The organism is Bacillus sp. Xin1 (genome assembly GCF_013314535.1).
GTDB lineage: Bacteria > Bacillota > Bacilli > Bacillales > Bacillaceae_G > Bacillus_A.
Window position 1 is genome coordinate 39985 of record NZ_JABUAE010000014.1, and the last position, 24558, is coordinate 64542.

At 36.5% G+C, this 24558-nt stretch carries 24 protein-coding genes and 2 pseudogenes; 18 read left to right on the forward strand and 8 right to left on the reverse strand.

All coding sequences use genetic code 11. The annotated features are described in order from the left end of the window. Positions 1 to 13: 13 nt before the first annotated feature. Entirely contained in the window at positions 14 to 1360 is a 1347-nt protein-coding gene (brnQ, locus tag HRG09_RS14275; protein ID WP_174101425.1) for a branched-chain amino acid transport system II carrier protein, read from the reverse strand. 679 nt (positions 1361 to 2039) lie between these two features. Between brnQ and HRG09_RS14280 the strand changes: the two genes are divergently transcribed. The 5 genes from HRG09_RS14280 (at position 2040) to HRG09_RS14300 (ending at position 7492) form a co-directional block, all read left to right on the forward strand. After that, entirely contained in the window at positions 2040 to 3398 is a 1359-nt protein-coding gene (locus tag HRG09_RS14280) for an APC family permease (RefSeq protein ID WP_174101426.1), read from the forward strand. A 223-nt stretch (positions 3399 to 3621) separates the two neighbouring features. Continuing rightward, positions 3622 to 3876 (forward strand): DUF1294 domain-containing protein, encoded by a 255-nt coding sequence (locus tag HRG09_RS14285; RefSeq protein WP_174101427.1) that lies wholly within the window; start codon positions 3622 to 3624, stop codon positions 3874 to 3876. 210 nt (positions 3877 to 4086) lie between these two features. After that, positions 4087 to 5028 carry an EamA family transporter RarD gene (gene rarD / locus HRG09_RS14290; RefSeq protein ID WP_174101428.1) on the forward strand — a complete coding sequence of 314 codons (942 nt, stop codon included), beginning with the start codon at positions 4087 to 4089 and terminating at the stop codon, positions 5026 to 5028. A 78-nt stretch (positions 5029 to 5106) separates the two neighbouring features. Further along, the gene (locus HRG09_RS14295; protein WP_174101429.1) at positions 5107 to 5532 is read left to right on the forward strand and encodes a divergent PAP2 family protein; all 426 of its coding nucleotides are present in this window, start codon (positions 5107 to 5109) and stop codon (positions 5530 to 5532) included. Positions 5533 to 5632: 100 nt separating this feature from the next. Further along, positions 5633 to 7492 (forward strand): terpene cyclase/mutase family protein, encoded by a 1860-nt coding sequence (locus HRG09_RS14300; RefSeq protein ID WP_174101430.1) that lies wholly within the window; start codon positions 5633 to 5635, stop codon positions 7490 to 7492. 83 nt (positions 7493 to 7575) lie between these two features. On the opposite strand, the gene HRG09_RS14305 is transcribed toward HRG09_RS14300, so the two are convergent. Continuing rightward, entirely contained in the window at positions 7576 to 7725 is a 150-nt protein-coding gene (locus HRG09_RS14305) for a YfhD family protein (RefSeq protein ID WP_174101431.1), read from the reverse strand. Between the two features lie 132 nt (positions 7726 to 7857). Here HRG09_RS14305 and fabG point away from each other — a divergent pair, with 132 nt between their 5' ends. The 7 genes and pseudogenes from fabG to HRG09_RS29675 form a co-directional block, all read left to right on the forward strand. Further along, positions 7858 to 8598 carry a 3-oxoacyl-ACP reductase FabG gene (fabG, locus tag HRG09_RS14310; protein WP_174101432.1) on the forward strand — a complete coding sequence of 247 codons (741 nt, stop codon included), beginning with the start codon at positions 7858 to 7860 and terminating at the stop codon, positions 8596 to 8598. A gap of 932 nt (positions 8599 to 9530) precedes the next feature. Beyond that, a complete protein-coding gene (locus tag HRG09_RS14315) occupies positions 9531 to 9851 on the forward strand; it encodes a PadR family transcriptional regulator (RefSeq protein ID WP_033796096.1) in 321 nt (106 codons plus the stop codon). A 71-nt stretch (positions 9852 to 9922) separates the two neighbouring features. Further along, positions 9923 to 10264: a DUF1048 domain-containing protein gene (locus tag HRG09_RS14320; RefSeq protein ID WP_174101433.1), complete on the forward strand. Its 342-nt coding sequence runs from the start codon at positions 9923 to 9925 to the stop codon at positions 10262 to 10264. Positions 10265 to 10435: 171 nt separating this feature from the next. Beyond that, positions 10436 to 11197, forward strand: a complete 762-nt coding sequence (locus HRG09_RS14325; RefSeq protein WP_174101434.1) for an ABC transporter ATP-binding protein — start codon at positions 10436 to 10438, stop codon at positions 11195 to 11197. Beyond that, the gene (locus tag HRG09_RS14330; RefSeq protein WP_174101435.1) at positions 11198 to 11947 is read left to right on the forward strand and encodes an ABC transporter permease; all 750 of its coding nucleotides are present in this window, start codon (positions 11198 to 11200) and stop codon (positions 11945 to 11947) included. A gap of 10 nt (positions 11948 to 11957) precedes the next feature. Further along, positions 11958 to 12185, forward strand: coding sequence for a carboxymuconolactone decarboxylase family protein (locus HRG09_RS14335; protein WP_174101436.1), 228 nt, complete (start codon positions 11958 to 11960; stop codon positions 12183 to 12185). Positions 12186 to 12208: 23 nt separating this feature from the next. Beyond that, positions 12209 to 12339, forward strand: a pseudogene (locus tag HRG09_RS29675) (Tn3 family transposase); the annotation flags it as partial. Positions 12340 to 12621: 282 nt separating this feature from the next. Here the strand turns inward: HRG09_RS29675 and HRG09_RS14345 are convergent. The 3 genes and pseudogenes from HRG09_RS14345 to HRG09_RS14355 form a co-directional block, all read right to left on the reverse strand. Further along, positions 12622 to 13161, reverse strand: a complete 540-nt coding sequence (locus HRG09_RS14345; protein ID WP_174101437.1) for a GNAT family N-acetyltransferase — start codon at positions 13159 to 13161, stop codon at positions 12622 to 12624. A 175-nt stretch (positions 13162 to 13336) separates the two neighbouring features. Further along, a pseudogene (locus HRG09_RS14350) lies at positions 13337 to 13429 on the reverse strand (helix-turn-helix domain-containing protein); the annotation flags it as partial. Positions 13430 to 13653: 224 nt separating this feature from the next. Next, positions 13654 to 15138: an aldehyde dehydrogenase family protein gene (locus tag HRG09_RS14355; protein ID WP_174101438.1), complete on the reverse strand. Its 1485-nt coding sequence runs from the start codon at positions 15136 to 15138 to the stop codon at positions 13654 to 13656. A gap of 272 nt (positions 15139 to 15410) precedes the next feature. Here HRG09_RS14355 and HRG09_RS14360 point away from each other — a divergent pair, with 272 nt between their 5' ends. Together HRG09_RS14360 and panF are read left to right on the forward strand one after the other, a co-directional pair. Continuing rightward, the gene (locus HRG09_RS14360) at positions 15411 to 15689 is read left to right on the forward strand and encodes a YhdT family protein (protein WP_174101439.1); all 279 of its coding nucleotides are present in this window, start codon (positions 15411 to 15413) and stop codon (positions 15687 to 15689) included. A gap of 3 nt (positions 15690 to 15692) precedes the next feature. Next, the gene (gene panF / locus HRG09_RS14365; RefSeq protein ID WP_174101440.1) at positions 15693 to 17132 is read left to right on the forward strand and encodes a sodium/pantothenate symporter; all 1440 of its coding nucleotides are present in this window, start codon (positions 15693 to 15695) and stop codon (positions 17130 to 17132) included. Between the two features lie 286 nt (positions 17133 to 17418). Here the strand turns inward: panF and HRG09_RS14370 are convergent, their stop codons facing one another. After that, entirely contained in the window at positions 17419 to 17934 is a 516-nt protein-coding gene (locus HRG09_RS14370; protein WP_174101441.1) for a DoxX family membrane protein, read from the reverse strand. A 228-nt stretch (positions 17935 to 18162) separates the two neighbouring features. On the opposite strand from HRG09_RS14370, the gene HRG09_RS14375 reads away from it, so the two are divergent. The 4 genes from HRG09_RS14375 (at position 18163) to HRG09_RS14390 (ending at position 22858) form a co-directional block, all read left to right on the forward strand. Next, on the forward strand, positions 18163 to 19095 hold the full coding sequence (locus HRG09_RS14375) for a nucleoside hydrolase (protein ID WP_174101442.1): 933 nt from the start codon (positions 18163 to 18165) through the stop codon (positions 19093 to 19095). 119 nt (positions 19096 to 19214) lie between these two features. Further along, positions 19215 to 20324, forward strand: coding sequence for a serine hydrolase (locus HRG09_RS14380; RefSeq protein ID WP_174101443.1), 1110 nt, complete (start codon positions 19215 to 19217; stop codon positions 20322 to 20324). A gap of 125 nt (positions 20325 to 20449) precedes the next feature. Continuing rightward, positions 20450 to 21958, forward strand: a complete 1509-nt coding sequence (gene argH, locus HRG09_RS14385; RefSeq protein WP_174101444.1) for an argininosuccinate lyase — start codon at positions 20450 to 20452, stop codon at positions 21956 to 21958. 60 nt (positions 21959 to 22018) lie between these two features. Continuing rightward, entirely contained in the window at positions 22019 to 22858 is an 840-nt protein-coding gene (locus HRG09_RS14390) for a GNAT family N-acetyltransferase (protein ID WP_174101445.1), read from the forward strand. A 38-nt stretch (positions 22859 to 22896) separates the two neighbouring features. On the opposite strand, the gene HRG09_RS14395 is transcribed toward HRG09_RS14390, so the two are convergent. After that, positions 22897 to 23649, reverse strand: a complete 753-nt coding sequence (locus HRG09_RS14395) for a (S)-benzoin forming benzil reductase (protein ID WP_174101446.1) — start codon at positions 23647 to 23649, stop codon at positions 22897 to 22899. 170 nt (positions 23650 to 23819) lie between these two features. After that, the gene (gene ric, locus HRG09_RS14400) at positions 23820 to 24527 is read right to left on the reverse strand and encodes an iron-sulfur cluster repair di-iron protein (protein ID WP_174101447.1); all 708 of its coding nucleotides are present in this window, start codon (positions 24525 to 24527) and stop codon (positions 23820 to 23822) included. Positions 24528 to 24558 lie beyond the last annotated feature (31 nt).

A 24558-nucleotide genomic window follows, 5' to 3' on the forward strand; every position in this document is an offset into this window, starting at 1 on the left:
TCTGCATGGTTTTTTAATGATTCGTTTTCGGAGTACTGGTAATGAATTTCATTCGGAATACATAAATGAAGTAACCGATACACCCTCCAACAAATGCAGGACAGATCCAACCTAAACCTGCATCATATAAAGGAAGAAATTTAGAGAAAATAACATGAATTGCTTGAATAGGTATATTTGCTGCATTTAGTCCATCAAACAAACTAACGACAAAAGTTAGGAGTAAGCTCCATTGATATACCTCTGTTCTACCTTTAAATATAGGGTGCAAAAATGTTAAAACAATTAGCATAATTGCTAGTGGATATATCGCTGTAAGTACTGGCACAGAAACCGCAACTAATTCTGTCAAACCAAGATTTGCAATCAATGCGCTAAAAATAGAAAGCATAACAGCAAATGTTTTATAAGATATTTTAGGGAATACTTTATGGAAGTATGAAGAGCATGATGTTACAAGTCCAACGCTTGTTGTTAAACATGCAACAGTAATCATTAAGCCTAACAATAAATTGCCCAGAGAACTAAAATAATAATTAGCTACTTTAGCTAATACTTCTCCTCCATTTGTTAAATGCCCTAGTTTAGATACGCTAGCGGCTCCCATATAAGAAAGTGAAGTATAAACAATTGCTAATACAATTGCTGCAATACCAGCAGCCTTGGCACAAACGCTCACTATTTCTTTTTTATCATAAGTACCTTTCTCTTTTATAGCATTGATAATAATAATGCCGAATACAAAAGATGCAAGTGTATCCATTGTTAAGTAGCCTTCTTGGAAACCTTTAAAAAAAGAATTGTTTACAAATTCTTTTGTAGGTGCCTGAATAGGACCAATTGGTTGGACAAACGCTGCAACTACTAAAATCCCGATGAATGTAAGTTTGATAGGTGTTAAAAGTTTGCCAACAACATCTACAATTTTCGCCGGATTAAACGAGAACCAACATGTAATACTAAAGAAAATGACTGTGAAAATAAGTAATGCAACCGTTTCTGTTCCGTTAGATAAAAATGGTTTTACACCTATTTCAAAAGAAACACTTCCAGCTCTAGGGAGTGCAAATAACGGACCAATTGCTAAATAGAGAATAAATGTGTACACAGCACTGAACCAAGGATGAACACGATTCGCTAATGTTTGTAAATCATCACTACCAGAAATGCCAAATGCTAGAACGCCTAACAAAGGAAGACCTACTCCTGTAATTAAAAATCCAGCAGTAGCAATCCATACATTATGCCCAGCTGCTTGTCCTAACATAGCTGGAAAAATTAAATTTCCAGCACCAAAAAACAGTGCAAATAACATAAGTCCAATTATAAGAATACGAGAAAAGGGCGCTTTATTTGCCAACTTAAAACCTCCATCGAAATAATTATTAAAAATACCATAATGTTACATAGAAAATTCTGAATTTTAAAATTATTATATTCACAACGTTTTTTATTATACTAATATGAATTTTATATAGCAACAAAAAATTTCTTTTTTGAATTAATAATAAAAAAGAAATTTAAGATTTGAAATTCAAATCATGCAAATAATAGAGTTAAGATACAATCAAATGATTGTTATTTTTATTTCGCAAAAATAATTTCAATTATGAAATAGTTACGAGCATATGTATCTTGTAGGGGATAGTGAATAAAAAATCAATATTAGAAAAATAAATAAAGAGATAATCCTGGTGATAATTAGAATGTAATGATTTGATTTTGTAAAATAACACGATTTGTTACATAATTATCTATTTGAAATGAGTGATCTTATTATTGACAATTGAATTAATTATATGATAAATTCAATCCTGTTTCTCAGTGATGCATCATTTGAAAGAATATTGTATAGGGAATTTAAATGTATATTTTTTAGAATTTTGTGTTTTCAAAATGTGAAATATGGAAAAGGTGAAGTTTATAGTTATTAAAAAATAATAATTATAAAACCCTAAAAAGGAATAGAAGAGGTTGTTTAGTAAGAGATTATATTGAAAACGAGGTTTCTATCAATGAGTCTACTAATTTAAAAGGAAATGAATGAAGAAAAGAAAAGGGTATTGAACCAAACGTTAGGAGCATTTGACTTAACTCTTTTAGGAATTGGGGCAATTATTGGAACTGGTATTTTCGTACTAACAGGTATTGTAGCGGCGAAACATGCTGGTCCAGCGATTGTTCTATCTCTTGTATTGGCTGCAATTGTTTGTGCCTGTGTGGCACTTTGTTATGCTGAATTTGCTGCTACTGTCCCAGTGTCCGGTAGTGTATATTCTTATACATATATTACATTAGGAGAAATTTTTGCTTTTATAGTTAGTTGGTGTGTCATGTTAGAATATTTATTAGCAACCTCTGCAGTAGCAGCTGGGTGGTCCGCTTATTTTCAATCATTACTTCTAGGATTTCATATTAAAATTCCTACTCTTTTTGCCTCGGCACCGGGCATGGGGAAAGGTGGAATCATTGATTTACCTGCAGTTTTTATTATTTTAGTTGTTACATTTTTATTAAGTCGTGGTGCGAAAGAAAGTGCGCGTATTAACAATATAATGGTTATTATTAAACTTGCTGTTATTTTAGGATTTATTATTGTAGGTGGACAATATGTAAAATCAGAGAATTGGCAACCATTTCTTCCGTTTGGATTTCACGGTGTTATTGGGGGAGCGGCTACTGTGTTTTTCGCCTTTTTAGGTTTTGATGCAGTTGCTACAGCAGCTGAAGAAGTGAAACGCCCACAACGAAATGTTCCAATTGGTCTTCTTGTATCGTTATGTATTTGTACAATTCTTTATATTGGTGTTTCATTTGTTTTAACAGGAATGGTACCATTTACTGAATTGAATGTAGCTGATCCAGTTGCCTATGCATTACGTATTGTAGGAGAGGATAAAATTGCAGGTTTGTTATCAGTAGGAGCCATTGCTGGTTTAACTACAGTGCTTTTAGTAGCCATGTTTGCTTTTATACGGATATCTTACCCAATGAGTCGTGATGGATTACTTCCAAAGAAGCTTTCAAGTGTGCATAAACGTTTCCAAACACCATTCCTTAATACATGGATTGCAGGAATTCTCGCAGCACTTTTAGCTGGGCTTTTAGATTTAAATTTATTGGCGAATTTAGTGAATATAGGAACGATAACAGCTTTTATATTTGTATCTATTGCGGTAATTGTACTGCGTAAAACAAATCCAAATATAGAAAGACCATTTCGTGCACCATTGGTTCCTTTTTTACCAATCATGTCAATAATAAGTTGTATGTATTTAGCTTTAAATCTTTCTCAAGTAACGTTAATCAGTTTTATGGTTTGGATTATGATAGGTATTTTGGTTTATTTTGTGTATGCTAAAAAGCATAGTAATATAAGAAAAAGAAATAGCGTATAAAGTGTAACAACTATATCCCTAAGGTTGATTGTTAGCTCTCATCAATTTAGCTTTTACTACCTGCGAATAGCGGGATAAATAATTGAAATAATAGCTGTAGGCTGAAAAGATAGCTTGTTTACAAGTAATTCTTTACTGTCTACAGCGATTTTTATTTGTATATAAATAAAAAACTTATTGTTGTAGAGAGAATTAAAAAAAGAAAGTGATGTGAGAATTAATAATGTTCGTAAAATGTATGTATATATTGTGTATGAGTGTTGTTGCTTTTTCGATGATGGGACTTGATAAACGTAAAGCAGTGAAAAAACAATGGCGTACCCCTGAGAGTACATTGTTTTTAGTATCTGCAGCAGGGGGAGCAATCGGAACGTGGATTGGAATGTATGTTTTTCACCATAAAACTCATAAAAATAAATTTAAAATGGGTATACCACTTCTTGTTGTCATCAATTCATATGTTTTATGGGTAATTTAAGTTTACTAGTGCTACAAATTAGGATTCTATGATAATTCTAAAAGGAAGTTAGCTGTTTTCTGCTAGGTTCTGAAGCGTGTAATATTAAAAATAAGTAAGTTTTTTGAAAAAGGAATTACATTGTCGAAAAAGATAGGGGAAGAATATTTGTAAAGGTTTAAAGGTACCCCTTATAATGAAGAGAAAAAAGAGAAGAGGAGAAAAGGGAAGATGGAGAGTCAAAAAGCACTGCAAAAGAAAGGGATTTTATATGCGGCTGGTGCTTATATGATGTGGGGCGTTCTCCCTATTTATTGGAAGTGGGTTGAAGAGGTTCCTGCAGAAGAAATATTAGCACATCGCATTGTTTGGGCTTTTGTTTTTATGTTGTTTATTTTAGGGATATCAAAGCGGTTTGGGCAATTTGTGGGAGAACTGTTGAGTCTTTTTAAACGTCCTAAATTATTCATCTCATTAACAATTGCTTCTATTTTAATTAGCGGAAACTGGTTCGTGTACATATGGGCTGTGAATCACAATCATATTATCGAAGCCAGTCTAGGATATTATATTAATCCACTTGTGAGCATTTTACTTGGGACAATTGTATTAAAAGAGAAGTTGAATTTTTGGCAGTATGTTGCGGTAGGGTTAGCTGGAATTGGCGTTATCATTTTAACATTCCGATATGGAACGATTCCATGGATTGCGCTGTCACTTGCATTGACGTTTGCATTGTACGGACTGACGAAAAAATTATTAAACTATGATGCAATGATTGGTCTTACGATGGAAACAATGATTGTAACGCCGCTTGCGGTTATTTACTTGTTTATGAGTGGTGAGCATGGATTTGGCTCATTTGGATCGATTTCGCCTGTTTCAACTTTACTTTTAATGGGAGCAGGTATTGTTACTGCTGTGCCGCTCTTTTATTTTGCAAAAGGAGCGCAATTGATTCCTTTATATATGATTGGTTTTTTACAATACATTTCGCCGACCATTAACCTTATTTTAGGTGTGTGTATTTTTCATGAACATTTTACATCAGCTCATATGGTTGCATTTTTCTTTATTTGGGTTGCTTTATTTGTGTTTTCAATGGCAAAAACAAAGTTTTTACTACGGAAGCAGCCGAAGTTTTTGAAAAATAAATCAGCAAAAGTATCCTAAAGCGTAGTATTTTCTACGCTTTTTTCTTTATACTTAATAGTATAGAATTTCCATTACAGTAAGTAGGGAGCTGGAAATATGGAAACCATTTTACATAATGAACCACTTATGGCAGCTGTAATTGCTTGGTTTTTGGCGCAACTAATGAAAGTCATTTTTAAATTAGTAAAGATGAGAGAATTTGATTTTGCTCAGTTTTTCGCTTCTGGTGGCATGCCGAGCTCTCATTCTTCAACGGTTACAGCGTTAGCAACAGGTGTTGGAATGGTAGAAGGAATCACGAGTGCAGTGTTTGCTATAGCGGCTATTTTTGCCATTATCGTCATGTATGATGCTTCAGGAGTGAGACTTGCGGTAAGTAAACAGGCAAAGATTTTAAATGACTTTTTTCATGGTAGACAAACAGAGTATAAGAAATTAAATGAGCTTGTCGGACATACACCGTATCAGGTTGTTGTCGGAGCTATTTTAGGAATTGTTGTTGGAATTGGATATTGTTTGTGAGCAGAATGTGTATTTACATATTCTGCTTATATTTGTTTTATACATAATTACGTGCGAAGTGGAATATCGTATACGGATTTAGAAAGGGTGGGTGAAAAGGGTGTTATTACATGAAAAAGTACGTGAGGAAGTTAAGAGGAAACTTACTGCACTGCAAACGATGCAGCATCAAGATGGCGCATGGCGATTTTGTTTTGAAGGTTCACCATTAACAGATTGTCATATGATTTTTTTGCTTAAATTATTAGGTCAAGAGCAAGAAATAGAGCCGTTTGTTGCAAGACTAGTAGCTCTTCAAACAGATGAAGGAACTTGGAAGCTCTATGAAGATGAGCATGTTGGTAATTTATCGACGACCATTGAGGCATATGCGGCTTTACTTGCTTCTAAAATGTATACGAAAGAAGATATAATTATGAAACGTGCAGAAGCGTTTATTCGGAAGCAGGGTGGGGTTACAAAGGCCCACTTTATGACGAAGTTTTTATTAGCGCTTCATGGAGGATATGAATACCCTTCCTTATTCCACTTTCCAACGCCTATTTTATTTTTACCTGAAGATTCCCCACTTAGTATATTTGAGCTAAGTAGTTCCGCGCGTATTCACCTCATCCCGATGATGATTTGTATGAATAAACGATTTACTGTGTCTAAAAAAATTCTTCCTAATCTAGATTACATTTCAGGAGAGAGTAAAAAGCAGTGGTTCCGTGAAGAACGTTCACCATTGTTTCAAACGCTACTTGGAGATGTAAAGAAGTTTTTATCATACCCCTTATCTTTGCATCATAAAGGGGACAGGGAAGCAGAGCGTTTTATGATTGAGCGGATTGATACAAATGGAACATTATATAGTTATGCGAGTGCTACATTTTACATGATTTATGCATTGCTCGCACTGGGACACTCCATTCAGTCACCGCTTATTTCAAATGCAGTATTAGGATTGAAAACTTATATATGGAATATGGATAAGAGAACCCATCTTCAAAATTCACCATCTACAGTGTGGGATACAGCTTTACTAAGCTATTCGTTGCAAGAAGCGCATGTACCACATGATAACCAAATGATTCAAAAAGCAACAGGTTATTTACTACAAAAACAACATAAAGAGAAAAGAGACTGGAGTGTGCATGCCCCATTACTTGATGCTGGAGGTTGGGGATTTTCAGATGTTAATACGACAATTCCTGATATTGATGATACGACAGCTGCACTTAGAGCGTTAGCGCGAAACCGAAAAGAAAATCAAAGGATAGAAAAAGCTTGGAAGACAGGAATTGAATGGGTCAAGGGATTACAAAATATTGATGGGGGCTGGGCAGCTTTTGAAAGAGGTGTAACAAGTAAAGTTTTAACACATTTACCTCTTGATAACTCAGGGGATATGATTACGGATCCGTCTACGTCAGACATTACAGGTAGAGTGTTGGAGTTTTTTGGAACATACGCTCCAAACGAGTTACAAGGTAACCCAAAAGATCGAGCGATTCGTTGGTTAATTCAAACGCAGGAGAAGAATGGATCCTGGTATGGGAAATGGGGAGTGTGTTACATATATGGTACTTGGGCAGCCCTCACAGGTTTACGTGCTGTAGGTGTTCCATCTAATCATACGGCTTTACAAAAAGCAGCTACCTGGTTAGAGAGTATTCAACATAGCGATGGAGGGTGGGGCGAGTCTTGCAGGAGTAGTATAGAAAAGAAGTTTATTGCGTTACCTTTTAGTACACCATCACAAACGGCATGGGCACTCGATGCACTGATTGCTTTTTATGATACGGAAACACCTGTCATTCGAAATGGGATTTCTTATTTACTCGCACATCTAACTCAGAATCAAGATTATCCTACAGGCATAGGGCTATCAGATGGGTTTTATATTCACTACCATAGCTACTATCATATATTTCCACTCCTTACTTTTGCGCATTATATCAAAAAATATAGGAAATAAACCGAGAGATTCTCTCGGTTTATTTCATTTTTAATGGGTAGTAGTAGGTCCCAAGTAAAAAAGGATAAGGGCGAGATAGTCCCTTATTTTTGTTTAGACTGGCGTTTTTGACGTGCATCGGCGGCGTCAGCACGTGCGTTTGCTTCTAAGTCATCGTGATCAGCGAGTTCACGAGAAAACTCTACATCGATGCCATCAGAAATTTTGTTTCGTCCTGGGTTCTTTTTATTCATTCGACACAATCTCCTTGTGTTTATACTGTATTGCAAGCTTAGTTTGACACAAATAGACTTTTTTATACAAAAAGGATTTGGAAAGCATAAAGCCGAAATATACAGTATAAGTAATAGAAGTGGGGGAGAGTAATGGACTTTTTACATGGGAAAACAGCTGTTATAACAGGAGCTGCACAAGGAATAGGGAAGGAAATTGCTTGTACTTTTGCAAAATTAGGTGCAAAGGTGTTAATCAGTGATGTCAATGAGGAGAAGTTAAAAGAAACAGCAAGAGAGTTTTTAGACCAAGGATATGAAGTAAGTGTATATGCATGTGATGTGAGTAATCAAAACGAAGCAAAATCATTAATTGAATATGCGGTTCAAACATTCGGTGGGATACATATTTTAGTGAATAATGCTGGGATTACAAGAGATGCGATGTTACATAAAATGGAGAAATCGGCTTGGGAGCAAGTCATGCAAGTGAATTTAACAGGTGTGTTTTATTGTATGCAACCGGCACTTCTTTATATGAGGCAGCAACAATTTGGACGTATTATCAATATCTCTTCGATTAGTAGGGAAGGGAATATTGGGCAAGCGAATTATGCTGCAACGAAAGCAGGTGTTATTGGATTAACAAAAACAGCAGCAAAAGAAGTAGGTGGATTTGGTATTACTTGTAATGCCATTTGTCCAGGGTTTATGGATACAGATATGACAAAAACAATACCAGATAAAGTGAAAGAGAAGATGGTTGGTGCAATTCCAGTTGGGAGAATTGGAACGCCGCAAGATATCGCAAATGCAGCAGCCTTTTTCGCTTCAGAGTATGCTTCATATATTACAGGTGAGGTATTAAATGTGAGTGGTGGTTTACAAGTGTAAGAGATAGTTCTATATTTTTAAATACGTTATGGAATAAAATGTTTGAATTCTCTAAAAAATCAATTACATAATAAGTAGAGCCTGACCAACTTTTTTTATTTAGAATCAAGTGATGTGCGTTTGGTATATGTATACCAAGAATAATTATATAATGTGCAACATTATATAGATAAAAAGAAGAGGGTAGAACAAACAGAGAAATTCTGCTTGTTCTATCCTTTTGTTGTACTACAAATGACTTCATTTACTACTACAATGTAATTGCTTTTTGTGTATAGAGATAATAATGATGTTTCATTTTGATGCTTGAAATAGAATAATCCTCAGTTAATTTACTGAAGTTCCCGTGAACCCAAAAAGAAAAACGTCCCCACATCTTGCATAAACATTTACTTTTCTGCTGAGATTATTAAGGACATAGGTCTACGAAGTTCTTCTTTCATTTCGGAAATACTCTTTAGCATTTCTTCGGAAGGAATTGATCACTGGAAGTAGGAGAAAACCTCATCTTTTTCATACCAAAGAAATCGGGAGCCTACATGTATAGCTACTGGATGGGAATGATTCACGGTGTAATCATTGTGAAAGAAGCATAGGAGGAAGTAAAAGCTCCTATAAAGAAACTCGGCTGTATCCAATGGGGATAGCTGGTTTTAAAAATATTTAGAAAATCCAGTTGACAGTCTATCTACTACGTGTTACGATGCACCTGTAGTATGCCACACTGGATACTGGTATCACTGAATAGTGAGGTTGTAAAAATATTTTAAGAAAAATATTTGACACCTTCTACTCGGTGTTATAATATACATGTAATAAGTAATACTGAATAGCGTTATTTCCTAAAAGCTATTCAGTAAAAATTCCCCTCGGTACTCTGTTATACTGAATATAAGTCAGACAAAATAGAGGAGGTAAAGGAGGATCTGAACATGGAAAATTTAACTGAAATGCTGAAAGGTTCGCTGGAAGGCTGCGTGCTGGAAATCATCAGCCGCCATGAAACCTATGGCTACGAGATTACCCGCCGCCTGAACGAGCTTGGGTTTACCGAAGTCGTGGAAGGGACGGTATATACCATCCTCGTACGATTAGAAAAGAAAAAACTTGTGAATATAGAAAAGAAACCGTCAGATATGGGGCCGCCCCGCAAGTTTTACTCACTTAATGAAGCTGGCCGCCAGGAACTTGAATTGTTTTGGGAAAAATGGGATTTTGTATCATCAAAAATTAACGTCTTAAAGTCAATCTAGCTTCATAAGATATTCTGTCCGATATTTTTAGAGTGTCTTGTTCAGCTTTATAAAAAAGGAGGAAAAATGATATGATGGAAATGTTCAAAAAAATGATTGGTGATAAAAAAGAGTACAAAATGATGATGGCACGGGTTGGAGCCCTGCCAGAGGACTACCAGTTTGTATTCAAGAAAATTCAAAACTACATGTGGAATTTCTCAGCGGGCAACGGGATGGATATGCTGCACATACAGTATGAATTAATCGAGTTGTTCGAAGCCGGTGCAGCGGAAGGTAGACAAGTGCTGGAAATCACTGGGGACGACGTAGCGTCCTTTGCTGACGAACTAGTAGCAAACGCTAAAACCTATGTCGCCAAGTATCGTGAAGATTTGAATCAGAGTATCATGAAGCGATTGAGAAAAAAATAAATTCAATAGATAATACCGACTGATTAGCTGGTTACAAATGTGAATTGCCGCCTTCGCTATTCAGTTATATTTTTAACCTGGTAATAAGTAATACAGATTATCTGTAAGACTAAATAGAGGGGTATAGGCAATCTAGCTCCGCAAAGCGCTTTTTATAAGGAGGAAAAAAGTATGAGCAATGCAGCGATTTCTGTAATAGGGTTAAAAAAATCCTTTAAAGACAAGGAAGTCTTAAAGGGGTTGGATTTTGAGGTGCAGCGTGGCGAAATTTTCGCACTGCTGGGCTCAAATGGAGCAGGCAAGACAACGACGGTCAACATCCTCTCGACGCTGATGAAGCCCGATGGTGGCGAAGTAGGTATTTGCGGCTTTGACGTCCAGCGTCAACCGGATCATGTTCGCCAGAGCATCAGCTTGACAGGGCAGTTCGCAGCTTTAGAAGGCATGCTCACTGGACGAGAAAACTTGATGATGATCGCCAAGTTGCGGGGAGTTTCCAATCCCGTTCAAGTCGCCGACAATCTGCTTGCAAGGTTCAGCCTGACTGATGGGGCCAACCGCCGAGCAGACCAGTATTCCGGCGGGATGAAGCGCCGGCTTGATATCGCCATGAGCCTGATCGGGACGCCAACAGTCATTTTTCTCGACGAACCGACGACAGGACTTGATCCCGAAGCGCGGATTGAAGTCTGGGATACAGTCAAGGAGCTTGCCGGCGGTGGCACGACCATCTTGCTGACGACCCAGTATCTGGAGGAAGCCGAACAACTGGCGGATCGTATCGCCATCCTGCATAGCGGAAAAATCATCACGACCGGTACCCTTACCGAACTCAAAGAGATGTTCCCGCCAGCGAAAGTCGAGTACATCGAGAAGCAGCCGACATTGGAGGGAATTTTCCTCGCGATCATTGGCAAAAAGGAGGAGATGTAAATGAAAAGTAAAACAGGGGTATTACTAGGACGTTTAATGCGCAACATCATGCGCAGCCCGGATACAATTATCACGGTGGCGATTACGCCGATTATGATGATGCTGCTGTTTGTCTACGTATTTGGCGGTGCCATAAAGACAGGCACGGACAACTACGTCAATTATTTATTGCCGGGAATCTTGCTGATAACTATCGCATCCGGCGTCGCTTACACTTCACTGCGGCTGTTTACGGATGTAAAGAGCGGGCTGATGGCGCGTTTCATTACCATGCCCATCAAGCGCTCGTCGGTATTGTGGGCTCACGTGTTGACCTCGCTTGTTTCCAATGCGCTTACTGTCGTGGTGGTTATCCTCATCGCCCTCTTGATGGGCTTCCGTTCCAGCGCTGATATCCTAGATTGGCTCGCGGTAGCTGGGATACTCGGGCTATTTACGTTGGCGCTAACATGGCTGGCGGTCATTCCCGGATTGACAGCAAGGTCTATGGAAGGGGCGACAGCCTACTCGTACCCGCTGATTTTCCTACCGTTTATCAGTTCGGCCTTTGTCCCCACCGAAACCATGCCTAAAATTGTCCGTGCGTTCGCTGAGAATCAGCCCGTGACTTCAATAGTGAATACAATTCGTGCTCTCTTGTATGAAGGGTCTGTTGGCAACGGTATCTGGATCGCACTTGCCTGGTGCGTCAGCATCATGGTCATTGCTTACTTCTTCGCCAGTAAAGTATTTAAACGTCAGTTAGGGTAAGTACACCATTATGAGATTAGTCATATCAATAGTCAGCCACTGCGATGAATGCATTTGCTATCACATGGAAGACTGCTTAAGTGCAGGGGCAACCATCGATGAAATCATGGAAACCCTCAAAATTTGTGTGATTTGTGGCGGCTTGATCACTTATCCCAATGCGAGGTTTGCCATGCATGCTTTAGAAGAATTTACAGCGGGTAGTGCTCTTTCGCAGGAGGAGAAATTAAAAGAATAAAGCCCATATATAATTGACAGTAAAAAAATCGACTTTATAAAGTATTTAGAGAACTAGGACGCGTTGTAAGGACCGTCTTTCTCCTAAAATATATTTCAGATATAAAAGGGAACAAATAACAGCTAGTACAAATCAAGTTGGGGCATATAAGGGGTAGCGTCAGGAAAATGTGGATTTACAACGTTAAGGAAATCCCAATATAAAAAGCCTAATTTCTCGGGGGTATAAGTGAGAAATTAGGCTTTAGTTACTTCATTAAAGCACCTGATTGTAGAAAACGTTATTCAAGGAAAACACCCGTTAGTTTAAGTGTAAATCCTGATAAATCTATTTAATGCAATATATGACTGTTGTAAAATGACGTTCATCAGTTGAAACGAAAAAAATAAAAAGTATTACATAATTCATTTACTACGTTAAATCTTTGGTAAAAACTCTAAAACTTTAATAAAGAGTACACCTTTAAGTCTTTATGTTCCCCTTTAACATACATTACTTTTCTACTTATACCTTCAAAAGACATACCTAACTTTTCCATAACACGCTCTGAACCCTCATTTTCTAAGAAGCATCTCGCCTGAATACGAACTAAGTTCATACTTTCGAACCCAAAAGAGATGATTGCCTTTGCTGCTTCGGTCATTAACCCTTTGCTCCAATATTCTTTAGATAGAACATATCCAATTTCAGCACTATTGTGTTTTGGCTGCCACCAAACAAAGTGAACTGTTCCAATAAATTTACCATTTTCTTTTAGCTCAATCCCCCATGGAGCATCATATTGAGGTACAAATGAATCTATAAATTCATTTGTATCTGATAATGAAGAATGAGTATCCCACGTTACATATCTCGTTACTTCTTCATTCGAGGCATATAAATACATATCTTCTGCATCATCTAATGTGATTTTTCTAAGGACGAGACGTTCCGTTTCTATTTTAGGTACATCACCAAATTTTTCTATAATATTCATGAATTCACCACTTTACAAAATATTATTGACTGATAATAATTCTATCATTTATTAAATTAACCTGCCACGATACTTTAAGTGCATTTCTTCACAATGTTTTCCTGATTTTAGCATGACACAATGACTGTGTTGGTCTATAATCGAGCCCTTTTCTGGAATATGGGGTAAGGAAGGACTATTTGTTCCCTTCGGATAGCTTTCTATATAATGAAGCTCTAGACACATTTGTAATTTCACAAATTTGATTTACGGTCATATTTCCTTCTTTTATTTAAAATAGAAACATACATTCCTGTTTAGTGTAACCACACTAATGTTGTTGTTGTATATAAGGCCATAAAGGGGTCAGCATAATAAAAAAGTACATCACTCTTATTGAGCAATGTACTAATACATATATAATGTGCAACATTATATACATCCTCTTATTCTTATAAGGAAAGATAGATATTGTCACTTATTTATTTTACAGAGTAGGTCAGGCTCTTTCATTTAGTTCAGATTCACCCAAACGCTCTTCACTTCTGTATAGTTATTTAATGCATAAGATCCCATTTCGCGGCCAAGACCGGATTGTTTAAATCCACCAAATGGAGAAGCGGCATCAAATACGTTATAACAGTTTATCCACACTGTACCAGCACGGACTTTGCTTGCAATGTAATGTGCATTTTTAACATTTTCTGTCCATACACCAGCAGCTAAACCAAATGATGATTTATTTGCACGTTCAATTACTTCATCAATATCATTAAACGGCAATGCGGAGATGACAGGTCCGAAAATTTCTTCTTTGGCAATTGTCATTTCGTCATTTACGTCGGCGAAGACGGTTGGAGAAACGAAATAGCCTTGTTCAAATGGATTATTTCCACCACAAAGGACTTCTGCACCTTCTTCAATACCTTTTTCAATGTATCCTAAAACGCGTTTTTGTTGCACTTCAGAAACAAGGGGGCCAATTGTAGTTTGTGGATCTAGACCTGCGCCTTGTGTTAATTTTTTCGAATATAGCACAAGATCAGCCATGACATTGTCATACATTTTCTTTGGAATAAATAAACGGGATCCTGCACAGCACACTTGCCCTTGGTTAAACATAACACCAGAAAGTGCAGCTGGGATTGCACGAGATAAATCAGCATCTGGCAAAATAATATTTGGTGATTTACCACCAAGTTCTAATGTAACTCGTTTCAGTGTTTCAGAGGCTTGTCTCATAATTTGTTTACCGACAGGAGTTGAACCGGTAAATGCAATTTTATCAACGAGAGGGTGATTGACAAGAGCTTGTCCAGCTGTTTCACCAAATCCTGGTACGATGTTGACAACACCTTTCGGGAATCCAGCTTCTTCAAATAATTCAGCTAAATATAATGCGGAAAGTGGGGTTTGTTCTGCAGGTTTTAAAACAATTGTACAGCCAGTTGCAAGTGCTGCCCCCATTTTCCACATCGCCATAAGGAGCGGGAAGTTCCATGGAATAATTTGTCCAACAACACCAACTGCTTCGTGACGTGTATAGTTAAAATATTCACCGGAGACTGGAATTGTTTGACCGACAATTTTTGTAGCCCAGCCAGCATAATAACGCATATGTTCAATTGCAAGCGGAATATCTGCAGCTGACGTTTCACGGATTGGTTTTCCGTTGTCTAATGTTTCCAGCTGTGCTAATTCTTCTTTATGCTCTTCTATTAAATCAGCAAGCTTGTACATAAGGCGGCTCCGCTCAGCAGCGCTCATACGTGACCAAGGACCTTCATCAAATGCAACTCTAGCAGCTACTACAGCTTTATGAATATCTTCGCGGCCAGCTTCCGAAACAATTGCAAGTGTTTCGCCAGTTGCTGGGTTAGGAGTTTTAAACGTCTTTCCGGAAGCGCTTTCAACAAACGCTCCATTCACATATAATTTTTTTGTTCCTTGAAGAAATTTTTCAACTTTTTCATGAAGATTTACAGCTAGTTGACTCATTGTATAACCCCCTTGAAAATATAGTGTAAACGCAGTACGAGACGGCGTTTATTCCTGTAACAAGGTTGTAAAAACTAGGTGAAAGAACTCTAATTTTAATCATAAATAACAAAGACTGAAAATTCAAATTTCATTTACGTTACAATTGTAAAAATTATGTAATATGAAGCTAAATTCTATATCTTTAAAAAAAATCCTTCTAGTTTTTCTTTTCTAGTAGGAAAAACTAAAAGAACAATGTTACAATTATACATCGTGAGAGGAGGGAGAAAATGAAAGATTATCATGATGATCCACGCTTTCGAATTGCCCATAGAGAGGCGTTAATTGGTCTTGGACTTGCTTTTATCAATTTTATCATATGGTATGGGTTTGCTTATGGGCTTGGTAGTAAAGATCCAAGTGAATATACATATGTATTAGGTTTTCCAGCGTGGTTTTTTTATAGTTGTATAGTCGGTTTTGTTGTAGTTGTTATACTTCTTATTTTAATCGTGCGTTTTGCATTTCAAGATATTTCGCTCGATGAGGAAGAAAAAAGTGAGGAATGATAAATGAATTGGTACGTAATAATTCCAATGATAATTTCTTTTATCGTTGTATTTTTAATTGGTGTATATGCATCAAGGCGTGTGCAAGCAACGGCTCATAATAAATTTTTACAAGAATACTTTCTTGGTGGACGTGAACTTGGCGGTCTATTATTAGCTATGACAATGATTGCTACGTACGGTAGTGCGAGTAGTTTTATCGGTGGACCTGGAATTGCATATAATATGGGGCTTGGATGGGTATTATTGTCGGCAATCCAGGTTGTAACGGGTTACATCGTCTTGACGGTAATTGGTAAAAAGTTTGCAATCATTGCAAGAAAGATGGAAGCAATTACGCTTATTGATTACTTAAAAGGAAGATACAATCATAAAGCGGTGGTCATTCTTTCGGCATTATGTATTATTATCTTTTTATTTTCAGCAACAGTTGCTCAGTGGGTTGGAGGCGGAAGGTTAATTGAATCGTTAACAGGCCTTTCGTATACAACGTCTTTATTTCTTTTTACCTTTTCTGTACTTGTATACGTTATAATTGGTGGATTCCGTGCAGTTGCTTTATCCGACACACTGCTTGGCATTATTATGCTAGCAGGTACGACAATTATTTTAATTGCAACGGTGATTGCTGGTGGCGGAATTGAAAAGATCATGCAAGAACTCGTTCAAATCAATCCCAATTTAATTACACCGTTTGGAGCGGATGGTAGTTTAACGAAAACGTATGTGACATCATTTTGGATTTTAATTGGGATTGGCGTTGTTGGATTACCGCAAATTAGCGTGCGGGCGATGTCTTATAAAAATTCAAAAGCAATGCATCAAGCGCTCATTATTGGAACGATTGTTGTCGGCACCATTATGATCGGGATGCATCTAACAGGTGTATTTGCCCGTGTAGTACTTCCGGGTGTAACTGTGCCGGACAAAGTAATGCCGCTTCTAGCAATGGAAGTATTACCGCCTTGGCTTGCGGGAATATTTTTGGCGGCCCCAATGGCGGCAATTATGTCAACGGTAAACTCACTGTTATTACTGGTGAGTTCATCTATTATTAAAGATATATATGTGAATTACATAAATGAACACGCAGCAGATACAACAATAAAAAAAGGAAGCTTATGGATTACGGGTATCGTTGGTTTACTTGTATATGCTGCAGCTGTTAAACCGCCAGATTTTTTAATATGGTTAAATTTATTTTCCTTTGGTGGTTTAGAGGCCGCTTTTATTTGGCCGATTGTTTTAGGGTTATATTGGAAAAAGGGGAATGCATACGGGGCGCTTGCGTCTATTCTTTTTGGTGTTGGTTCTTATATAATCGTTCACCTTTGTTTTCCAAATCCGTTTGGTATACATACAGTCGTGCTGCCGATTGTTTTTGCTTGTATTGCGTATGTAACAGGCAGTATGTTAACGTCAAAAAACAATGTGAAAATATAAATGTATGTCAATTGGTGATGTTTAATAGAATGTATGGAATGGAGGAGGTTATCCTTCAATTCCATACATTTGACATAAAAAATAGAGCTCCTATAAATGGAATAGGAGCTCTATTTTTTATCCCGCATTAACGGGCAGTAATACTCCCACCTCAAAATTCAGCGGAAGCAAAGAAGGTAGGTGGGAGATAAACTGCCCGTAAAAGCCCGATTCGTTCAACTAATAATCAGTGGGGGATGAAGAAAACCTCTACTGATTAAAGTTTCACTTTATGTGTAGAACTTATCTATGATGCGAATTTATGTGTAGGATAAGTTGGAGTATTATTTCTGTTCTTACTGAAAAGTTTTTGAAAAACAAATCCGTCCAAACCGATGCGCCCTGCGTTATGCCCTGCTACTAAAATAAGGATAGACAGTAATATCATATTTGGGTTTGTAGCTATAGTTCCACTTAAAAGAAAAGCAGTATTCATAATAATTCCGAAAAATGCAGCAGTTTTTGTTAATCCTCCTAAAAGAAGCCCTAACCCGACTAAAACTTCTCCCCATTGCACAAAAAAACTAAATAAATCAGCATGTGGAAGAGCGACATGTTGTAGAAAATCAGCCCACCAACCTTGTACAGCTGGATGATCTCCACCCGCCTTTGCGATTGCTCCTTTTAAAAAGCCGCTTGCATCAAATTGTTGACCGAAAATTTTCTCTAATCCAGCAGCTAGCCAAGCATACCCTAAATATAAGCGAAGAGGCAAAAGGATAAATAATGCTTTCGTGTTACTACGTAAAAAATGAATAAACATAATAAATTCCTCCCATACATAATAAAATGTATTTACAAGTTTATTATGTATTTTTGTGAATCGAATCACAATGAACGAAATTTGAACAAATAGTTTGATTTGGTTGTTTTTTTTGTATGATTCATTATTTGTTCAAAAATCAGTGCGCAAATTTCGTATTTCATGTGTATGGTATAAACGATAAAGAATGTGCTTTTGGTAATAAGGAGTGAAGGGATGGAAAGTATCATGAAAAAGGTGCTTTTTTTAGGGGATCCTGGTATTGATGATTCTTTAGCAATCATGTATGGGCTGTTACATCCAGAAATTGAAATTGTTGGGGTTGTAACTGGGTATGGAAATGTAACACAAGAGCAAGCAACAAGTAATGCTGCGTATTTAATGCAACTAGCAGGTAGAGAAGATATACCGATTATAAATGGAGCGAAAATGCCGTTGTCGGGTGAATTTACAACATATTATCCTGAAATTCATGGAGCGGAAGGGTTGGGGCCAATTCGCCCTCCAAAAACTATTCAACCAAATATTAAATCGTTTTGCACAATATTTGACATTATTAAACGCTATAAAAAAGAAATTATTATTGTTGATGCAGGGAGGGCAACAAGTTTAGCAACTGCATTTATATTAGGAAAAGATGTAATGCAGGATGTAAAAGAATATTACATCATGGGTGGTGCCTTCCTTATTCCAGGGAATGTAACACCTGTAGCGGAGGCAAATTTTCATGGGGATGCACTTGCTGCAAATTTAGTCATGCAGTATGCAAAAAACGTAACATTAATCCCTCTTAATGTTACAAGTGAATCAATCATTACACCTGAAACTGTACAATATATAAAAAAACATTCACAAACTGCATTTAACAAATTAATTGAACCTATATTTCAATATTATTATAAAGCATATAAGAAAATAAATCCGAAAATTACCGGAAGCCCCATTCATGATGTGCTTACGATGATGGCAGTTGTAAATCCTTCTATGATTGAATATGTATATCGGAAAGTAGATGTTGATTTAGAAGGTAGTGCAAAAGGTGAAAGTATTGCTGATTTTAGGCCACAACCTGATGCAAAAGCTCTTAAAGATTGGGTGAGGATTGGATGGAAATTAAATTATAAGAAATTTGTTGAAAACTTTGTTCGAATTATGACATAGACATAATAATAGATGACAAGTTAAAATAATAGAGACGATTATTTAGAAAATCGTCTCTATTATTTTGTGTATAACGATATATAACAGATGAAAGATATAAATTAGGAGAGGGAATTCACTTGAGAAAAGTTATAATATGTGCGGGAATCATTGGTGTATTCATTTTACTTATATCCGGTAACTTTTTAGCGAAAAAAGTTTGGAGCTCTAATAATGATGATGCTCAGTTTATTGCCTCATTTGTTGAAGAACATAAAGATGAAAAAAATAGTGCCTTACTTATAAAGCGAAATGATAAAGTTGTTTATTCTGTAAATTCAAATGTTATGTTGCCAGTTGCGAGCACGATGAAGTTAATTGTCGCATTTGAATTTACGAAACAAGTTGTAGATGGGAGAATTGACCCGAATAGTTATGTTTCAATTGATGATGTAAATCGCTATTATGTTCCAAATACAGATGGTAGTGCACAGGATCGTTGGCAAAAGTATTTAATAAAAACTGATAAAATAGATGGAAATGCAGTACCATTAGAAGAAGTTGCGAAAGGAATGGTGAAGTTTAGTTCAAATGCAAATACAGAATATTTAATGGAACGACTCGGGCTAGAGCATATTAATCAAAATTTACAAAACCTATCACTTCCTTCACATCAACCGTTATTTCCTATCGTTTCTTCTCTATATATTCCGGGATATTTGCATAAGGAATTGCATGTTCCAAAATCTAAATTAGAGAAAAAGTTAAAAGAAATGTCTCAAGAAGAATATCGTCGGTATGCGATGTTAATACATGAACGGTTAAAAGAGAAAGGGCCGTTATTACAAAAAGAAATCCCGCTGTATTTAGAAGAAAAATATGAAAAAATATGGTCAGATAAGTTTCCAGCTGCATCTGCGAATGATTATATGGTGCTTCTAGAAAAAGCGAACCACAAAAAAGGTTTTACAAAGGCTGAAGAAAAAGAATGGGCAAACCTCGTTGAAACGGACATGAAAGCAAAGAAGTATCGTAAGTCATTTAGACATGCTGGGCAAAAAAATGGATATACGCCGTGGACGTTAGCAAAAGCTGTTTATGCTACTGATAAACTTGGGAATTGTACAGAAATTGTGTTTTTAGCAAACGAATTAGATGAAGATGATAGTACAGAGCTTCGTAAGCACTTGCGTAATTTACATTTCCAGGTACTAAAAAGTGAAAAATATGATGCAACTGTTATTAAATAAACCCGATGCGCGTGGCAGCGGGTTTATTTTTGTTTCGTCAATGAAAGTTTCACTTCATACAAGCACCTTTTCAGCAGCTCTGGGTATGATGGTTAGTAAATAACTGGGCGAAAGGGGAAAAGGTGATGAAATGGAATAAGGAAGAATTTATTAAGAGTGAAGGCGCTGATTTCCCTGGAAAAACCTATGTAAACTGCGTGTTACAGCATGTGTTTCAATTTCAGCGAGATTATTTATTGCAAGAGATGTTTATGATTCATCGTGCCCATATTATCATGCTTATGGAAGAAAAATTAATGAAGCAAGAAGATGCAAAAGTTATCTTAACAGCGTTAGAGAAAGTGGCGCAAATTCCAAAAAGTCGATTATTGTATGAGCAGGAACATGAAGATCTCTTTTTTTTAATGGAACATTTAATTGTAAAAGAAGCGAATGATGATTTAGTAAGTAATATGCATATTGGTAGAAGTCGTAATGATATGGGAGTGACAATGTATCGAATGAGTTTACGTCGTTACCTACTACGTTTTATGGAGCATTATATCTTATTGCAAGAAAGTATATTGCAACTTGCTGATGATCATATGGAAACAATTATGCCTGCTTATACACATACGCAGCCTGCTCAACCAACAACATTTGGTCATTATATGTTAGCTGTCTATGATGTGATGAAAAGAGATTTTGAGCGGATTTGGAAAACGTATGATCTTGTGAATCGCTCGCCAATGGGCGCGGCAGCTCTTTCTACAACAAGTTTCCCCATTAATAGAAAGAGAATTGCTCAGTTACTTGGATTTTCAGGTGTTATTGAAAATTCATATGATGCAGTCGCAGGTGTTGATTATTTACTAGAAGTCAGTTCCGTACTGATGATGACAATGACGAATACGGGTAGATGGCTTCATGATTTTTTACTCCTAGCAACAAAGGAATACAATGGAATTACCGTTGCAAACCCATATGTACAAATCAGCAGTATAATGCCACAAAAACGGAACCCTGTTTCAATTGAACATGCTCGTGCGCTCGCTAGCGGTGCATTTGGTGAAGCTTTCACTGCATTTCAAATGATCCATAATACACCGTTTGGAGATATTGTTGATACAGAAGATGATTTGCAGCCTTATTTGTATGGAGGAATCGAAAAGTCGATTCGTGTGTTCTGTATAATGAATGCAGTGATTCGAACAATGAAGGTGGAAGATGAGGTTTTAAGAAATCGCTCGTTTAAACATTCGATTACGATAACAGATTTTGCGGATACCTTAACAAAGAATTACAATATTCCTTTCCGGCGTGCTCATCATGCTGCAAGTGATATTGCAAAAGTGTCTATGAGGCAACAAAAAGAACTGCATGAATTAAAACTCATAGAAGTAAATAAGTACTTACAAGAAAATTTGCACGTAATACTTTCAGAAAAAGAGTGGGATGATATTATATCACCGGCAGCATTTGTTGAGAAAAGGAATGTATATGGGGGAACAAGTAAAAAAGAAATGATACGTATGATTCAAAAGAGAAGAGAGCGTTTTAAGCAAGAAGAAGTTAAATTTAAAATGGAGAAACAGCGAATCAAGCAATCTGAAAAAGAAGTAATGACGACAGTGTTGAATATTATTGAATCGTAAAAGAAGGATTTTACGAATGAATCGCCAATATTCTACAAAAATATAAATAGAAGGAAGAGAATGTTGATGGTTCAATTGCAGGTGTATGAAGATATTTCTCATTTTAAGAAGGATTTTGTTCCAATTTTAGAAATGAATGAACAAGAAAATAATTTAATACTAGGGGTGCTACACTCCGTAGAAAGTCCACAATTTATGGCAGCGGCAAAGCAGAATGAAAACATTGTAATTATACTTCTTCAAACTGAGAAAAAGCAAATGATTGTTGCTAAATCTGAAGCATCGAAGAAGGACATAAAAGAAATAGCGAAACAATTAGTGAAGGTGTATCCAAATATACCTGGATTAATCGGGGAAAAGAGAGTTGTAACACAACTAGCTGAAGAAATCGCGCAGATAGAACAAAAGAAATTTTTTATCCGTATGAATCAAGGGATTTATGAATTAAAAAAAGTAAAGAAAAAATGGGATAATCATGGTGTCTTCCGTCAAATAGATAACGGAGAACTACCATTAATCGAAAAATGGGTGTACCAATTTTGTGAAGATGTTTATTTACCTACTACAGCAGAAGATGCGAAACAAACGGCATATGCATTAGTAAGTACAAAGCGGTTATTCGGCTTGGAAGTAGATGGAGAATTAGTTTCGGTAGCTGCCATAACGAGACCGACTAAGAGTAATATTACAGTTAACTTTGTATATACGCCAAAAGAAGCACGAAAGAAAGGGTACGCTTCTAACTGTGTAGCTGCCCTTAGTCAGTACATGTTAGATCAAGGTTATAAAACAACTACATTATATACGGACTTAGCAAATCCAACGTCGAATAAGATTTATCAAGAAGTAGGGTATGAATTCATAATGGAATCTGTCTTACTATTTTTAGAACCGATGTAATGAAAGGCTCGCATACAAGCGAGCCTTTTGTTATGAAACTACTGTTTATCAATCCGAATGACGCCACCTTGTTCAAAGTCCTCAGTTTCTAATAGGTGAACAACAGCTTTAGCGACATATTCAGGAGAAAGTAACTTTCCTTCTTCCTTTAAGGTGATAAAGCGTTCTAAGTTTGTGAAGTCTTCTTTTTTCGTTTGACGGATTTGTTGTTGCATATTTGTATCCACAACACCTGGTGCAAAGGCAATCGTTTTTACTGGATACTCTTTTTCGGCTTCTTCTGTAGCAACACACTGTGTAAACATATTTACACCAGCTTTCGTTGTACAATAAGCCCCCCACCCAAAGTAAGGTTTTTGACCAGCGCCTGAGGAAATATTGATTACACGTTTGTCTACTTTCCAATCTTTCGTATGTTTCATAAAAGAAGAGGTAAGAATCATTGGGGCAATTAAATTAATTTGCACATTTGCAATTAAAAGTTCACTCTCTGATTTTTCAATCGGTTTCATAGGTGCAAGTGTACCTGCGTTATTAATTAAATGAATAGATGAGACATTCTCTTCTTCAATGGATGAAAAGATGGTTTCAAAATGAGTTTCTAGATTATGTACATCTTGGAGATCAATTGAGTGAAAAATAAAAGAAATACCTTTTTGTGTTGCTTTTTCAATAAGTTTTTCATTTTGTCTTCTAGAAATACAAATGAGATTTGTATTTTCTTCTAGTAATTGTATGACGATTGCCTCGCCCAATCCTTGCGAAGTACCTGTTACAATAACATAGCGCATCGTTTGTTGAACTCCTCTCCTATGTATATTTTTTTGATTATGCGGTGTGCGTAATCTACTTATATAGTATAGAGGATTCTTTTGTAGAAATGGAGTAATTAGTAACAGATTATAGTTGGAGTTAAGGAGAAAGATAAGCAGCGAGAAATAGTCCTCGCTGCCTATTCATTTTATTTGATAGAAAGTAATCGCTTGAATAAAATGTTGTTTTCAAGATGTACGTGTTGGAATAAATCAGATTCAAAATCTTCTAGACGATTATAAACCATACGATATGTGCGACATGCATGCTCTGGAGGAGTAAAATCATTTGTAATACTTCGCAATTCTTTTATAAGATCGCCAGCTCCATCATGTTCTTGTTCTAATTCTTCAAGTTTTTCGATTGCTAAAACTAAATTTTCTTGAGTAGGATTTTGTTCATATTTTTTGATAAGCGGGAATACAAGAGTTTCTTCTTTGATAATATGTTGTTCAAGTTCTAATTTTAATTCATGAAACAGTCTGTGCACGTCACTTAAATGCGACTCTGTTTGACCATGTACGCGAAATACCTTTGTTACATACGGACTCAGTTGTGGTAATTCTTCTTGAACATAGCGATGATGTGTTTGGATAATATGATCAATTAGTGTAGAAAAACTAACTTCATTCCAGTTTGTAGATTCATTATTTTTCGATTGATATAAAGTATATTGTTCATTTAATGTTTTTAAAAGTTCATCAGGAGAAATTTCTTTTGTTTGTGTCGCTACTTCAATTGTCTTGTCTCCGCCACAACAAAAGTCGATACGATGTTTCTTAAATAAATCACTTGCTTGTGGAAAAACGGTAACAATTTCACCTACAATAGATGTTTTTGTAAAAGGTATAGCCATATCAAACACTCCTCTGTTCATTTGTATGTTT